This window comes from Bartonella sp. AA78NXGY (assembly GCF_042197005.1).
In the GTDB taxonomy this organism is placed as follows: Bacteria; Pseudomonadota; Alphaproteobacteria; order Rhizobiales; family Rhizobiaceae; genus Bartonella.
Map to the genome: position 1 here is coordinate 30260 of NZ_JBHIRI010000009.1, position 15680 is coordinate 45939.

Consider the following 15680-nt stretch of genomic DNA (forward strand, 5'->3'; position numbering starts at 1 on the left):
ATCCCCCAACCAAATCATAGCCTCAGCACATGGCTCTCAGGCATATCCAAAGCCCAACATCCTCCAAGACCATGCCTCTCAAGCATCACCAATCCTCACACTTTATCCCCCAAGATACCCCACCAAAACACATGCATCCCGCAAGCATAACATTTCTCTCAAGTTTCATGCCCCTCACCCATCAAAACACTGTTCCATATCCACCACACAAATACCCTGCACCAAACCCTCCAGCACACGGGCCCTTACGGCATCATTCACCAAAGCCCCTTCCCAGTATCACGAGCGCCTACAAGCATGATAGCCTCCGCTTCAATCCCCTCAAGATAGGTAATCACCAAAGCAGCCCCCTTGCAAGACATCACCCCACATCACCCACCTCAGCCTAACATTTTTCAATATCACAAGCCTCAGTTATCGAGGTATCATGCTTCTCCGGTTCACTATTTTTTGCATTCACTAGTACAATCTCGATACGCGAAACTGTTTTTGATATCTCCACACCTTCAATAACGAGAAAAGACCAAACCTTCACCAGAGGTCCAAAACAGCAAATATCATCAAGCACTCCCCAACATCTTTCAGGTATCGCGCCCCTCACGCATCGCCATAAAAGCATCTTGCCGGCCCCTCTTCAAACAGACCACCCCAGACGCCATGTACCCCCAAAAAACACCATATGCACCGAAGTCTCCTCCAGTCCACGTCCTCATGCATCCCCCCAACCAAAGCTTAACAACTTCACAGCTCACATGCCTAAAGCACTCAGCCCCTCACCGCAATTTCAATCATAAGCTTTCAGACAAACATCTAGCATCCCCGTTCAAAGACAATATCCCTTAAACATCATGTGCCAAAACCCAATATTTTCTCGTAACTTCAAGCCTCAGTGACCAAAGGATCAAGCTTCTTCGGTTCGCTATTTTTGGGCTTCACTGATACAATCTCAATACGCGAAACTGTTTTAACATCTCCCCCATTTCAATAACGAGAAAAGACCAAACCTTCACCAGAAATCCAAAACAGCAAATATCATCAAGCACTCCCCAACATCTTTCAGGTATCGCGCCCCTCACACATCGCCATAAAAGCATCTTGCCCGCTTCACACAGACCACCCCAGACACCATATACCCCCAAAAACACCATATGCACCGAAGTCTCCTCCAGTCCACGTCCTCATGCATCCCCCACCAAAGCCCAACAACTTCACAGCTCACACGCCTAAAGCACACACCCCTCAACGCAATTTCAATCATAAGCTTTCAGACAAACACCTAGCATTCCCGTTCAAAGACAATATCCCTTAAACATCATATGCCCAACCCAATATTTTCTCATAACTTCAAGCCTCAGTGACCAAAGGATCAAGCTTCTTCGGTTCAGTATTTTTGGGCTTCACTGGTACAATCTCAATACGCGAAACTGTTTTAACATCTCCCCCTGCTTCTCCCGTAACCTGAAGAGGCAAGACTTTTGCCAGCAGCGAAAAAAAAGGAACAGGATTATTCAACGCATGATACTGAAGATAAGACACCAGCCCATCCTCACCATAGTGATATCCAGCCTGCTCAGCGGCTGTCAAAAGAGCTTCATTAAATCGCTTTGTTGTTTTATTCAAAGTTGTTTTTTTCCGCCCTTTTCGACGTAAGGGAAGACAATGTTCATCTACCATCATCATGTTCCTTCCAACTAAAGAAAAACCAATACTTCAAACACAAAAAATGACATGAAAATCAGCAACAAAATTTAACAAGCCATCAACAATAAAAAATGAGACCACACCCTAAAAGACAAGAACCCACATAAAGCCCAAATCCTCCGCATAATTTTACAGATACACGTTTTTACGCTTTTCCATCTTTACAGAAAAAAGCCAAACGAAACGCTCAAATTACTACCCCGCACCGTTCTGTAAACACGGGTCTGTCAACAAGCTGATTTCTCGTCTATCAGATTCCCCTGCTGATTATTTCATATGGCTATCCCACATTTCAAAGAATGGTGTTTCATCAAACACGCCAGATAAACTCTGATCTACAATTCGACTTCAAAAAGCAAATTTTCCTCTGCTAAATAAAGCTTCCACCCCGCACCGGTTTTAAACTATAATCCAACCTCTTACCCAATAAATTCCCCTACTAACATCAGATTACCGCCCCCAAACATCCCTATTTTACAGTATAACCGTACAGCAAACATTTTAATTTTTCTTGCCAATCTCCTGAAACTACTTTATTGATAGTTCTGTGTTTTTGATCGTCCACGCAACGGTCAAATAGGGATTTGAAAGCCCGAACGCTCAGTACATAAATTTATCCCGCTTTGCGGGTATCCCGGAATTCCGGGAGCTTTTGCTATGTCCAAGTGCTTGTCAGCACTAAAAGCAAAAGGCTGACTGAGCTCAGTGCTTTCAAACTCCCGGAATACTCATGCGAGGGCGCTCGCAACCGGAGGGGAGCTTGAAGTGCAAACTAAAAATTCACATTTCAACGACATTTCAATAGGTAAAAAGATCCGTCATAGAAGAATTTCAATGGGACTTTCTCAAAAGGAATTAGGAAGCCATTTAGGTGTCAGTTTCCAACAAATCCAAAAATATGAAAAAGGTTTAAATCGTGTAAGCGCGGGGTGTTTGCTCGAAATTGCTAAAAAACTAGAGGTTCCTATGAACTTTTTTTATGCGGACCTTTTAACAGCAGATATTCCCACAAAAGAACATGCCTTACACCACGATCAAGATACCACCAGCGAAAAAGAATACGCCCTTTTAAAAAACTTTAGAGAGCTCCAGCCGAAAAAACAAAAAGCAATTTTGTGGTTAATTTCTGATTAGACAGTGGTTAATTTCTGATTAGGCAAAAGCGCATCAATCGACATCCGTTGCCAATATCCCCCTCTACCTAAAGCCTTGCCTGACTGATATCACCACATCTCAAAAAACGGTTTACGGCACCGGTTTACGACATCATAGGATCAAACTTCAAAATAGGATAAAAACACCAAAACCTTGGAAAAACATCCCCACCCCTCTCACAGAATTTTATCAAGAGATCTCTTCTGATTTAAACGCACAATTCCGATTGTATCATTATGATACCTTTTTACATTTACCTTGTCAAGTTTTTATATTTTTCTTTTGATATTTTTGTGTTTTTCTTTAAGGGAGCCACATCCCTCAAAACACCTTTCCTGCAAAATGCCCCTCATACAAAACACAATGTCTAAAACAACAAGAGCTAAAATAGGATTTCCCCTAAATAGGCATCCCTCTAAATGGGCTTCCGCCTAAATAGAATTCCCCCTAAATAGAATTCCCCCTAAATAGAATTCCCTCTAAATAGAATTCCCTCTAAATAGGATTTCCCCTCTAAATAGGCTTTCATTGTATTGCTCATTCACCCACTTATTAAAAAAAACACCTCTCAATGCTTCTCACACCCATTTCACGGATATCCCCCATACAAATATAGATGCAACTATAATTGTTAAGCTCCGCATAGAATATAAACGCCCACCACGATTTTTCTCTCTTCACATCTCTTTACACATCAGCTCTGCAATCTGTTCACAGCCATTCCCCACACACTCTTCTCCAGAAAACGCACTTCAACAGCACTCTTCATCCCAACTTTCTCCTCCATTCACGAAGACACTTCCCCCCAATTCTCGCACCACATTCCACGCCCCCAAAAGCCCAAAGTGACCAAAAACACGCACAATATATAATCCACAAATCCCCCCACTTCACTTTTACAGATTCACATTTTTACGCTTTTACATCATTACAGAACGCAGCCAAGGAAAGGTTCACCACCCCGCACCACTCTATAAACAATAGTCTATAAACCAACCCAGCTTTTTGCCTAGTACCCCCCTTACAGTCTTCAGACGCCCTCCTCAAACGACAGCACTTCGTCAGGCTTGACAAATCAAGCCCTATCTCCTTAAAAATCGCCATCCTTCACGCATCTCTTTGCACCAACGCCTTACCCACACTCTCCCCCCTATCCATGCGCACACTCTCTTCATCCTCCATTCCCCCTTTTTCTCTCCCATCACACACTCACAACTTAACAGCACTCTTCATCCCAGCGTTCCCCGCTCCATTCACAAATACATCCCCCAATCCTCGCACCACATTCCATGCCATAATAAAAGCTCTCACAAAGCACAAATCCTCCGCTTCATTTTACAGATTCACATTTTTACGCTTTTACATCTTTACAGAATGCAGCCAAAGGAAACTCCCAAACCACCACGCGACAATTTGATAAAAACAAAACACCTTTCCAACAATCTCAAACAACAGATTTCTGTAAAGAGTTCATATGAATTTGATTGTTTAGATCTGACTATTAGATTGGCATATAGAGCCGTAGAACAGAAAGTAATTTTCTATAAGACAGAAACGATAAAAGCGCTATATAACTGAGATAGAACATGAAGAATTGCAAACAGATAAAACGACATCTTTCTTCGTTACAACACTGAAATTGTAACCGAGACGACGAATAATTGTCATCTGAATATGCAATTTTCATATCTGCAAATTTTTATTGATTAATTCAATCCCAACACTTCCCCTGAAACACATTTCTTCATTATCTACTTTTTTGAGACAAACCGGCAAAGGGGTTTCATCGATTATAAGTGCGGATATAATAACGCGTTACTCCAACCTCATCATAAGAAACCATAGACATGATACCTGTCTTTATTGGCGTTATTTGATAAGTCAAGATTACACCATTTTGCTGTTTGTTTGGTTGATCTGTATAGATCACGTTATATCCATTCCGTCGCAAGAGATCAATAAATACAGGAGTAAAGTTGTCTTCTGTTTTATTTTTTTTCACAATAAGTGTTGTTGTAGCGGGCGGTAAAGGTTTTTTAAGATTACGAACAAAATCGTTAGCAATTAATTTTACATCATCTTTCGTAATATTTGGACTGACATAACTTGATGAATAATTACTGATAGATGCACAACCAGCCACCAATACAAGCGGTAACGGAAATAAATATTTTGACATCTTAACTCCCCTATTAATTGCATTCTCTTCTGAGAAGCTCCTACACCAGAAATAAGAGCCTCCTTTCAAAGAATAGCCTTAACAACATACTGCTTTACTATCAAGCATTAGTTAATCACTTTCTCGCTTGTTTAAAAAACGACCACCATCTCTCATAGTACTCAAAGCTTATGTTTAAGACACAAAATATATATGTTAAAAGTACGAAAAAACACATGTAAAGCATATAGTATATGTATACTTACTTTCATGGTGTGTTGCATTACATAAACCAACGCATAGCACCCTTCATTTCCCCTCCATTCACGAAGACACTTCCCCCAATCCTTCTCACCCCTCCATATCATGACAAAAAACACGCACAATATATGACCCCATAAATCCTCCGCTTCACTTTTACAGATTCACATTTTTACGCTTCTCCACATTTACAGAACAAAGCCAAGGAAAGCTTCATCCACCCCGTACCACTCTATAAACAACGGTCTGTAAAGAATTCAAATGCTTGCCTAGCAAATTTCCACCACTGACCACTCATTCGTTTCAGATCACCCCCTTCAAAGAGCGGTGTTTTTACCTCATGAATAAGATAATGAGCGAACCGTCTTTAGAAAAAAGAAACGGCATGGAGATATCAAATATATCAATGGTCGTCATCGACTGTCGTGTTAAGAGGTGTTAACTCTTTATTTTTCTTAATTTTTACAACGCCAATAATTCCGGTGGAAATAATTAATGCGGACATAGCTAAAAAAGAGCTTAACAATCCCACGAGTGCCAAAAGTCCAGCAATAAAGCCAGACATTGCTTCCGCAGAGTTTGCTAAAGTTGAAAAGGTTCCAAAACTCTTACCAAAATCTTCACGACGAGAATATAATTGAATAGCTGAGACTAAACCAATATCCACAAAGGCACCAATAAATCCTAGAACAAATGCTAACACGAGAAGGAATTTTAAATAAATTTCTGCAGCTAAGGGCATAACAAACAGAATAACCCCATAAAGAAGCCAAAATATCATGAGCTTCAACGAAGTAATATTTAATATAATTTTACTATATAACAAACCACCAACAATAGTTCCAACAGCCATGAGAGAAAAAATATAACTCACAAAGCTTTCCTCTCCCCCTATAGAGAGAACAAAAGCTGGAATTAAAAATCTTAAAATTGCACCCGTAAAGAGAATAGCAAACGACGAGCCAACGAGCGTAATAAATAAATTATTATGTTCTGTAGAAATATATTTAAGATATGAAGCTGTTTCTCGATAAATTTTTATAAAATTGAATGATTTATTCTCGCTTGAATTTAAATTCATGAGATTAAATAACATGATAATAGATATAAAATAGGTAAAAAAATCAAAAATGAGTACTGCCGATTTATTTGCTAAAAAAAGCAGTATGGAACAAACCAAAGGGCCAATGACGGCTGCCGTTTCCATGATAATTTGAGCAATGCTATTGGCCTTTGTAAGATCTTTTATTGAAAACATTCTGGGAATAGCAGCTTGAAAACTTGGTTGGAAAATACTTCTTCCTATCGTTGTACATATTGCTGCAAAAATAAGAACAATGATATGTGCCGTACCTGTTATATAAGTTATAAAAACAAACAATGAAGCTAATAATCTCACAACTTCACTTAAGATCATATTTTTCTTCAAAGAAAAATTATCCGCTAACCAACCTCCTATAGGGCCAAAAAAGAGAAAAGGGATAAATCGAAAAAAATACACAAGACCTGTAAAAAAGGTGTTATCTGTTAATTCTAAGACCAGTAAAATAAAAACAACTTCATAAGCATAATCACCAACTTTGGAAATAAAGAGAGAGCAAAAAAGAGCTAATGGACTCTTTTTTAAAAACAAATTCATATCAACCATCCGATATTAAACTTTTCTACACTTAAAGTTACACTTCCTTCGATACAATTGGTGATATGAACTTCAGAAGAGTCTTTTATTCTAATAAATCGCTTAATAAGTTAAGTGAAAATTTTTAAAGAAATACTCCTCTTGATATAAGCATTTACTCTAATATCAAGTAATATCTTTAAAAAAGAAAGAATGTAAAAATTATGAGATCACAATCTGCTATATTAGTACATTGACCTCCGCCCCACGTTTCAAAGAATGAAAATTCCCAACCAGCACTAATCTACAATCCCACGTCAAAAAGCAGCTTTCCCCACAAAATAAAGCTTACACCCACCCACGCCTCAAACGACAACACTTCATCAGGTTCAATAAATCAAGCCCTATCTCCTCGCCATCCTTCACGCATCTCTTTGCAACACCCGCCTTACCCACACTCTCCTCTTATCCATGCGCACTCTCTTCATCCTCCATTCCCCCTTTTTCTCTCCCGTCACACACTTAACAACTGAACACCCCTCTTCCTCCCAGCTTCCCCCTCCATTCACGAAAACACTTCCCCCCAATCCTCGCTACCACATTCCACGCCCCCAAAAGCCCAAAGTGACCAAAAACACGCACAATATATAATCCACAAATCCCCCCACTTCACTTTTACAGATTCACATTTTTACGCTTTTACATCTTTACAGAACAAAGCCAACGAAAAGTTCACCACCCCGCACAGCTCTATAAACAATAGTCTATAAACGAATCCAGCTTTTTGCCTAGTACCCTTACAGTCTTCAGACCCGCCCCTCAAAAGAAAATGTTTCATCAGACCAGACAAGATAAGCCCAGCCAAAAATATTCACCACACACTCTAAAAAACACCTAAATGTGGAAATTGATATACTTGATATCATCCCCCCTCCAAATAACGCCGTTTTATAGCATATTGATTTCTCTTGCCAATTTTCTGAAACTACTTTATTACTTAAAGGGTGAGTTTGGTCGTATACGCGACGATCAATAGGGAACTGAAAGCCCGAAACCTCGATACATAAGAATGAACCCACTTTTGTGGGTGTCCCGGGATTCCGGGAGATTTTGCTATGTCCAGGTGCGATGAGCACTAAAAGCAAAATGCTGATTCGAGGTCAGTGCTTTCAGGCTCCCGGAATACTAATGCGAGGGCGCTCGCAACCGGAGGGGGGCTTGAAGTGCCAACTAGAAATCCACATTTTATCGACATTTTGATAGGCAAAAGAATCCGTCATAGACGCATTTCAATAGGGCTTTCCCAAAAAGAATTAGGAAGCCATTTAGGCGTAAGTTTCCAACAAATCCAAAAATACGAAAAAGGCTTCAATCGTGTAAGCGCAAAATGTTTACTGGAAATCGCTCAAAAACTAGAAGTTCCTATGAACTTTTTTTATGCAGACATTGCCACAAAAGAAGATCTTTCAACAAAAGAAACCCTCTTACACCACAATCAAGAAACCTATAGCGAAAAAGAACACACCCTTTTAAAAAACTTTAGAGAACTCGAAGCGAAAAAACAAAAAGCAATCTTGTGGCTAATCTCTGATTAAGCAACAGCACAACGATCAACATTATTCCATTCATATCCCCCTTAAGTCAAATTCAAACCAGCTCCCCTTCAAAGAGCAATGTTTTAGGGCATAATAGAATAGAAAATTCTTGATTTTTCTTGCCAATTTTCTGAAATTACTTTATCACTTAAAGTGTAATTTTGATCGTCTACGCACCGATCAAGAGGGATTAAAGGTCCTAAATCCGAGCGTAAAAATGAACCCGCTTTGCGGGTGTCCCGGGATTCCGGGAGATTTTGCTATGTCCAGGTGCTTTGGCACTAAAAGCAAAAAGCTGACTCGGATTCAGTACCTTTAACTCCCGGAATACCAATGCGAGGGCGCTCGCAACCGGAGGGGGGCTTGAAGTGCCAACTAGAAATCCACATTTTATCGACATTTTGATAGGCAAAAGAATCCGTCATAGACGCATTTCAATAGGGCTTTCCCAAAAAGAATTAGGAAGCCATTTAGGCGTAAGTTTCCAACAAATCCAAAAATACGAAAAAGGCTTCAATCGTGTAAGCGCAAAATGTTTACTGGAAATCGCTCAAAAACTAGAAGTTCCTATGAACTTTTTTTATGCAGACATTGCCACAAAAGAAGATCTTTCAACAAAAGAAACCCTCTTACACCACAATCAAGAAACCTATAGCGAAAAAGAACACACCCTTTTAAAAAACTTTAGAGAACTCCAGCCGAAAAAACAAAAAGCAATCTTGTGGCTAATTTCTGATTAAGCAACAGCACAACGATCAACATTATTTGTTAATATATCAAACAACGAAACATCCTTAAGTCAAATTCAGATCAGCTCCCCATCCCCCTTCAAAGAGCAATGTTTTACGGCGGATAAACGGCATTTCTCTCTAACGTTTTTACGCACAAAGCAATAAAGCAATCCCGCTTGTGACTTCACTTATAAAATTGCAAGAAAATAGTTTTCACGACAAACAGAAGTAAAAGAATCCTACGATATTCGAAAACGCTGATTTAACATGCAAAAACACCAGCCACTCCCTTTGCTTTGCAATAAAATACCGCTGTCTCATCGTGAATTTTTCTAAATCAGCACCCTTCAAAGAGCGGTGTTTATCACATAATAGGATTATCACCGCCCTTTATACCATGAATTTTTCCAAACTTAATCTTCAGGCAAAAATTCCAACCGATCTCCTTGTTTTGTAATTTTCACCGTCGTCTCATCGTGAATTTTTCCAAATAAGATGTTTTCCGCCAATGGATCTTGAATTTCTTTTTGAATAATCCGTTTAAGGGGACGCGCACCATAAAGGGGATCATAGCCCTTATCGGCAAGAAACTTTCTCACCTCTGGCTCGATTTGCAAAGTTATTTTGCGTTCATTGAGCAAATTTTGCAAATGTTCTATCTGAATATCGACGATCGCTTCCATATCGTGACGTTGCAGCCTTTGAAAGAGAATAATCTCATCAATACGGTTTAAAAATTCAGGACGGAAAGCCGCTTTAACGACATTCATAACATCATTTTTTGCCTGCTCAACGGTTTGCCCTTCAGGCAAAGCGGTTAAAAATTCAGCACCAAGATTAGAAGTCATAATCAGCAAGGTATTGCGAAAATCAACGGTACGTCCTTGACTATCAGTCAAGCGCCCTTCATCGAGCACTTGTAGCAAGAGATTAAAGATATCCGGATGTGCTTTTTCAATTTCGTCAAACAGAATGACCTGGTAAGGTCTTCTACGTACAGCTTCAGTCAGCACCCCACCCTCTTCATATCCAACATATCCAGGAGGTGCCCCAATCAGCCGCGCCCCGGCATGCTTTTCCATATATTCCGACATATCGATGCGCAACATGGCATTTGGGTCTTGAAAGAGAAAAGCGGCAAGAGCTTTGGTTAATTCGGTTTTCCCCACACCAGTAGGACCCAAAAACATGAAAGACCCCAGCGGACGATTGGGATCTTGCAGCCCTGCACGCGCGCGGCGTACAGCACGAGAAACAGCTTGAACAGCCTCTCCCTGCCCAATCACCCGTTTGCTAATTTCATCTTCCATCCGCAACAGCGCCTCACGTTCTGCCTCCAGCATTCGATCAACAGGAATACCGGTCCAGCGTGAAACAATCCGCGCCACATGTTCAGCAGTAACCGTCTCTTCAACGAGATGATTTTGTTGGTCATCATTTTCCGCGATACTCAATTGTTTTTCGAGTTCAGGAATGACACTATAAGCAAGCTCTCCAGCGCGTTGGAATTGTCCATCACGTTGTGCAATAGCCAAAGCATTACGGGCTTCTTCGAGTTGTTTTTTCAAATCAGCAGCATGCCCTAATTTTTGTTTCTCAGCCTGCCAAGCACTTGTCATCTCAGCGGACTGTTGTTCCAATGTTTTGAGTTCCTCCTGCACATTTTCCAACCGTTCTTTTGCTGTTGGCTCGACATCTGTTTTCAAAGCTTCCCGTTCGATCTTCAACTGTAAAATACGCCGATCAACAGCATCGAGTTCTTCCGGCTTTGAATCGACCTGCATGCGCAAACGCGCCGCCGCTTCATCGATAAGGTCAATAGCTTTATCCGGCAAGAAACGATCTGTAATATAGCGGTTAGACAAACGCGCCGCCGCAATCAAAGCACTATCAGCCAAGCGCACTTTGTGATGTTGTTCATATTTTTCTTTAATACCGCGCAAGATAGAAATAGTATCTTCCAAAGAGGGTTCAGGTACAAAGACAGGTTGGAAGCGGCGTGCAAGAGCAGCATCTTTTTCGACATATTTTCGATATTCATCGAGCGTAGTAGCGCCCACACAATGGAGTTCTCCGCGTGCAAGAGCAGGCTTTAACAAGTTAGAAGCATCCATAGGACCATCAGATTTTCCAGCGCCAACAAGATTGTGCAATTCATCAATAAACAAAATGATCTGTCCATTTTCGGCTTGCACCTCTGCCAGCACCGCTTTAAGGCGCTCTTCGAATTCTCCACGATATTTTGCACCAGCGATAAGCGCTCCCATATCCAACGCATGAAGCTGTTTATCCCGCAAAGTTTCAGGTACATCGCCATTAACAATGCGCAATGCCAACCCTTCCACAATAGCTGTTTTCCCCACCCCAGGCTCACCAATCAACACGGGATTATTTTTGGTCCGCCGTGAAAGCACCTGAATAGTGCGGCGGATTTCCTCTTCCCGCCCAATCACAGGGTCGAGTTTTCCTTCACGGGCATCTTTTGTGAGATCCCGGGCATATTTTTGCAAGGCATCATATTGTCCTTCAGCATGGGGGCTTGTTGCTGTTTTTCCTTTCCGCAGCGCATTAATTGCCCGATTAAGCGCTTGCGGGGTCAATCCTCCACTTGTTAAAATATCGGCTGTTTTTGCGGTCTTTTCCATGATCAGCGCTTGCAACATGCGCTCCACGGTCACAAACTGATCACCGGCTTTTTTCGCAATATCCTCAGCCAGTGCGAAAACTTTTGCCAATGGCTGCGAAAGATAGAGCTGTCCATTTCCCCCCTGCACTTTAGGCAAAGCATCAAGTGCTTCTTTTAGCGCCTTTTGAATAAGAGTAAGATCACCACCAGCGTTTTGGATAAGCGATGCAGCCAATCCTTGAGAATCGTCTAACAACACTTTCAGGAAATGCTCCGGCAAAAACTGCTGATGATCAGAAGCAAGAGCGCTATTTTGTGCTGATTGTAAAAAACCCTGCACGCGTTCGCTATATTTTTCCAAGTTCATTTTTTTTCCTTAAATCTCAAGCCATCACCACACTTTAACCTCTCCAATATTCCACAAAAGAAACATCCAGAAAGGATTTTCCAGCCTCTAAAAAACACCGCGAAAAAAGCAGCAAGAAGAAGAACCATAGTGCTAAAAAGAATATGGGTTTCTACAAGCCTCATAGCAAGAGGGAGAAAAAAAATACGCTATCATTTAAATAAAAACCGCAACTTTTCTTATACCCCCATCATCACTCCCCCTTTTAAACCATCACCCCTAAATTCCACCATTAAAACTTAAATTTGAACAGCAGAAAAGGAGCATGCAAAAACACTTTAAACAAAGTAGTCTTTACAGCATATAGTTTAGAGTAAACATTAAAGTATTTTCTCTAATTTTACTTAACAAAACATTGAATATGTGCTTTAATACTTATAAAGTTACACTATTTTTATTAAGATAGAGGATTTGAGTATGTACCATACTGTAAAAAAGGTTATTTTAATACTTTTATTCCTTCTAATAAGTAAACCAAGCTATGCCGTTTTTGCCGGCAAAGTTATTACAATAGAGCATGAATGGCCTGAAAATGCATTATTTGATCTATTTGTGTTCACCCAGCAAGTAAATTACGATGGTGGGCCTAACTCCATCTATTTCTGGGGAAATAAATTTGAATTCCAAAACGGAAAAAGTGGACAAATTGGTTTTTTCAACAGGAGCAGCCGTACCATTCATTTTTCTATCTGGAATGCAACGGGATGGAAGGGTGATAAATGTAAGCATTTTACTCAGGAAGGTTCAGGAGTACGATGTGAAATTAACTTTCCATGGGAGATGGGACGCAGATATCGATTATATGTTGAAAAAAATGAGAATCTAGTTACAGCGAAAGTAGTCGATTTTACAACGGGTAAAAAAGTGAATATTGGGACCATAGAAGTACCAAATACATTTGGCAAACTCCGTAAATCTTCAAGTTTTGTTGAAGACCATTCTCGTTGGAAGAGACATCTTTCCTCCTGTTATGATTTAAGTCCGCAAAGTTCGATTTTTTTTGATCCTAATGGCTTAAAACAAAACAAGCTACACGAAGGGAGTCTGAAAGTTTCTAATCAAGGAAAGTGTCGAGATTCTGACCTCATCCAAACATCATGTACGTTCACTTTTTGTATGACAAGTATAAGCAACTTTGGAGGTTTAGCCTCGCCTACAGCTAAACCAGAAGTCCCCATTTCCAATGGGAAAGATCTGTCTGCAGAAACAATTTCTAACGTTTTGAAACAAAAAGAGCTTGTCGTTATTCGTTCAAAAGATCGTTCTTGGGCACCCAATATCTTTTTTCCATCTCCTGCTTCATTTAAGTGGAAATCAATCTTTATAGATCATCTAGCGGCTTTCAGTTCTACGCTTCACACCACTCACGGCACACAAAAGATAACCACGGGTCAAAAGATTATGTATATGTCTGATGGAAAAACTTGGAAAATTATGAAAAGAAACTAACTTTTTTCTTCTTGATAAGCCCCTCACTCCCCTTTAAAAATAAATGGGGGTGAGGAAGTTTTTTTCATTTCCCCACCACGGCTCCCTTTCCCAGTTATTTTTTCGAGCCCTGCTCTCATCCCTTTAGCTCACCTCATCATCATACTTTCCAGCGCATTTTCTCCATTCTCACCCCCTTTCAAAACCACAACACCCTTTAATAAAATCCTCACCTCCCTCTTCTATCACCCTCACACCATCCCTTCACGCATCCCTCTGAACTACCCCCGCCTCTTATCCACACCCTCCCCCTTGTCCATAGGCACTCTCCCATTCCACGCACTCCTTTTTCTCTCCCATCAAACATTTACGACTTACAGCACTCTTCATTCCAGCTTCCCTCCTCGATTCACAAGCTCGTTCTCTCCCCATTTATCTCACCCCATCCATGCAAAAACCCAACGTGCCCCCAAAACACGCACAATGCATAAATCCATAAATCCTCCTCTTCACTTTTACAGATTCACATTTTTACGCTTTTACATCATTACAGAAAACAGCCAACGAAAGATTCACCCCACGCACTGCTCTGTAAACACTGCTCTGCAAAAATCTGATTTTCTTGTCTATTAGATTCCCCTGCTGATTATTTCATATGGCTATCCCACATATCAAAAAATGCTGTTTCATCAGACAAGACAAATAAGCCCTTCCTCCAAATATTCTCCACATACTCTTCTCCAGAAAATGCATTTAAGACCCCTTTTCATCCCAGCTTTCCCCGCTCCATTCACAAATGCGTCCCCTAGTTTTCTGACCACATTCCACGCCATGGTAAAAGCATACACACAGTACAAATCCTCCGCATTATTTTACGAATATACGTTTTCACGCTTTTACGTTATTACAGAAGTCAGCCAAATAAAATTTCCACATCACCACCCCGCACCGCTCTGTAAACACTGTTCTGAAAACGAACCCAGCTTTTTGCCTAGTCCCCTTACAGTCTTCAGACTACCCTCCTCAAACGACAGCACTTCATCAGGCTCAACAAATCAAGCCCTACCCTGAATATTCAAGCTCTTCACTCCTCCTTCAAATAGCGCCGTTTTACGGTATAACAGAATAGAAAATTTTTCATTTTTCTTGCCAACCTTCTGAAACTGCCTTATGAATAAATATCGTAAGTTTGATCGTCTACGCAGCGATCAACAGGGAACTAAAAGCCCTAAACCCTAACGTACAATTGAGCCCACTTTTGCGAATATCCTTAGAATTCCGGGAGTTTTTGTTATGTCCAGGTGCGTTTCCGCACTAAAAGCAAAAAGCTGAGTCAAGTCAGTGTTTTCAGACTCCCGGAATACCAATGCGAGGGCGCTCGCAACCGGAGGGGGGCTTGAAGTGCCAACTAAAAATCCACATTTTATCGACATTCTGATAGGCAAAAGAATCCGTCACAGACGCATTTCAATAGGGCTTTCCCAAAAAGAATTAGGAAGCCATTTAGGTGTCAGTTTCCAACAAATCCAAAAATACGAAAAAGGCTTAAATCGTGTAAGTGCCAAATGTTTACTGGAAATCGCTCAAAAACTGGAAGTTCCTATAAGCTTTTTTTATGCAGACATTGCCACAAAAGAAGATCTCTCAACAAAAGAAAATACCCCACACCGTGATCAAGAAACATACAGCGAAAAAGAACACACTCTTTTGAAAAATTTTAGAGACCTCCAACCAAAAAAACAAAAAGCAATCTTGTGGTTGATTTCTGATTAAGCAAAAGCACAACAATTACCATACCCCCTGCCTAAAGTTTCCCATACCTGATATCACCATACCTCCAAGAATGATATTTTACGGCATATAAGATAATTCACACTATAGCTCCTCGTTTTCTGTTTCCATTATTGCTTCAAGTCAAGATGATTAAGGATTGGCAGCTGAGTTTTTAAGTTTGACTATTTGTAGCAAAGCGGAGTTAAACAAAAATGACATTGTCGCTCA

12 protein-coding genes are annotated in these 15680 nt (G+C 40.6%); 5 read left to right on the forward strand and 7 right to left on the reverse strand.

Annotated features, from left to right (window positions below; translation table 11 throughout):
* Window positions 1-385: 385 nt before the first annotated feature.
* From ACFINL_RS06275 to ACFINL_RS06285, 3 genes are all read right to left on the reverse strand, one after another.
* Entirely contained in the window at window positions 386-601 is a 216-nt protein-coding gene (locus ACFINL_RS06275) for a hypothetical protein (RefSeq protein ID WP_375651084.1), read from the reverse strand.
* A complete protein-coding gene (locus ACFINL_RS06280) occupies window positions 582-713 on the reverse strand; it encodes a hypothetical protein (RefSeq protein ID WP_375611677.1) in 132 nt (43 codons plus the stop codon). The genes ACFINL_RS06275 and ACFINL_RS06280 overlap by 20 nt, the downstream gene beginning before the upstream one ends.
* A gap of 631 nt (window positions 714-1344) precedes the next feature.
* Window positions 1345-1674, reverse strand: coding sequence for a hypothetical protein (locus ACFINL_RS06285; RefSeq protein ID WP_375611698.1), 330 nt, complete (start codon window positions 1672-1674; stop codon window positions 1345-1347).
* Window positions 1675-2466: 792 nt separating this feature from the next.
* Here ACFINL_RS06285 and ACFINL_RS06290 point away from each other — a divergent pair.
* The gene (locus tag ACFINL_RS06290) at window positions 2467-2835 is read left to right on the forward strand and encodes a helix-turn-helix domain-containing protein (RefSeq protein ID WP_375651088.1); all 369 of its coding nucleotides are present in this window, start codon (window positions 2467-2469) and stop codon (window positions 2833-2835) included.
* A gap of 1804 nt (window positions 2836-4639) precedes the next feature.
* Here ACFINL_RS06290 and ACFINL_RS06295 read toward each other — a convergent pair.
* A complete protein-coding gene (locus ACFINL_RS06295; RefSeq protein ID WP_375610669.1) occupies window positions 4640-5035 on the reverse strand; it encodes a hypothetical protein in 396 nt (131 codons plus the stop codon).
* 643 nt (window positions 5036-5678) lie between these two features.
* Window positions 5679-6914, reverse strand: a complete 1236-nt coding sequence (locus ACFINL_RS06300; protein ID WP_375611697.1) for an MFS transporter — start codon at window positions 6912-6914, stop codon at window positions 5679-5681.
* Window positions 6915-8116: 1202 nt separating this feature from the next.
* Here ACFINL_RS06300 and ACFINL_RS06305 point away from each other — a divergent pair.
* Together ACFINL_RS06305 and ACFINL_RS06310 are read left to right on the forward strand one after the other, a co-directional pair.
* Window positions 8117-8488 carry a helix-turn-helix domain-containing protein gene (locus tag ACFINL_RS06305; RefSeq protein WP_375651091.1) on the forward strand — a complete coding sequence of 124 codons (372 nt, stop codon included), beginning with the start codon at window positions 8117-8119 and terminating at the stop codon, window positions 8486-8488.
* A gap of 368 nt (window positions 8489-8856) precedes the next feature.
* On the forward strand, window positions 8857-9228 hold the full coding sequence (locus ACFINL_RS06310) for a helix-turn-helix domain-containing protein (RefSeq protein WP_375630209.1): 372 nt from the start codon (window positions 8857-8859) through the stop codon (window positions 9226-9228).
* Between the two features lie 404 nt (window positions 9229-9632).
* Here ACFINL_RS06310 and clpB read toward each other — a convergent pair whose 3' ends face one another.
* Window positions 9633-12212, reverse strand: a complete 2580-nt coding sequence (clpB, locus tag ACFINL_RS06315) for an ATP-dependent chaperone ClpB (RefSeq protein ID WP_375651093.1) — start codon at window positions 12210-12212, stop codon at window positions 9633-9635.
* 456 nt (window positions 12213-12668) lie between these two features.
* Here clpB and ACFINL_RS06320 point away from each other — a divergent pair, with 456 nt between their 5' ends.
* Complete coding sequence (locus ACFINL_RS06320; RefSeq protein ID WP_375611672.1) at window positions 12669-13700, forward strand: DUF3472 domain-containing protein; 1032 nt, start codon at window positions 12669-12671, stop codon at window positions 13698-13700.
* A 273-nt stretch (window positions 13701-13973) separates the two neighbouring features.
* Here the strand turns inward: ACFINL_RS06320 and ACFINL_RS06325 are convergent, their stop codons facing one another.
* The gene (locus tag ACFINL_RS06325) at window positions 13974-14111 is read right to left on the reverse strand and encodes a hypothetical protein (RefSeq protein ID WP_375638510.1); all 138 of its coding nucleotides are present in this window, start codon (window positions 14109-14111) and stop codon (window positions 13974-13976) included.
* A 969-nt stretch (window positions 14112-15080) separates the two neighbouring features.
* Here ACFINL_RS06325 and ACFINL_RS06330 point away from each other — a divergent pair.
* Window positions 15081-15452: a helix-turn-helix domain-containing protein gene (locus ACFINL_RS06330; protein WP_375611671.1), complete on the forward strand. Its 372-nt coding sequence runs from the start codon at window positions 15081-15083 to the stop codon at window positions 15450-15452.
* Window positions 15453-15680 lie beyond the last annotated feature (228 nt).

Coding starts and splice junctions, on each gene's coding strand:
- ACFINL_RS06325 (WP_375638510.1), bottom strand. CDS start 14,111: ATGGGGAGAGAACGAGCTTGTGAATCGAGGAGGGAAGCTGGAATGAAG.
- ACFINL_RS06295 (WP_375610669.1), bottom strand. CDS start 5,035: ATGTCAAAATATTTATTTCCGTTACCGCTTGTATTGGTGGCTGGTTGT.
- clpB (WP_375651093.1), bottom strand. CDS start 12,212: ATGAACTTGGAAAAATATAGCGAACGCGTGCAGGGTTTTTTACAATCA.
- ACFINL_RS06320 (WP_375611672.1), top strand. CDS start 12,669: ATGTACCATACTGTAAAAAAGGTTATTTTAATACTTTTATTCCTTCTA.
- ACFINL_RS06285 (WP_375611698.1), bottom strand. CDS start 1,674: ATGGTAGATGAACATTGTCTTCCCTTACGTCGAAAAGGGCGGAAAAAA.
- ACFINL_RS06280 (WP_375611677.1), bottom strand. CDS start 713: ATGAGGACGTGGACTGGAGGAGACTTCGGTGCATATGGTGTTTTTTGG.
- ACFINL_RS06300 (WP_375611697.1), bottom strand. CDS start 6,914: ATGAATTTGTTTTTAAAAAAGAGTCCATTAGCTCTTTTTTGCTCTCTC.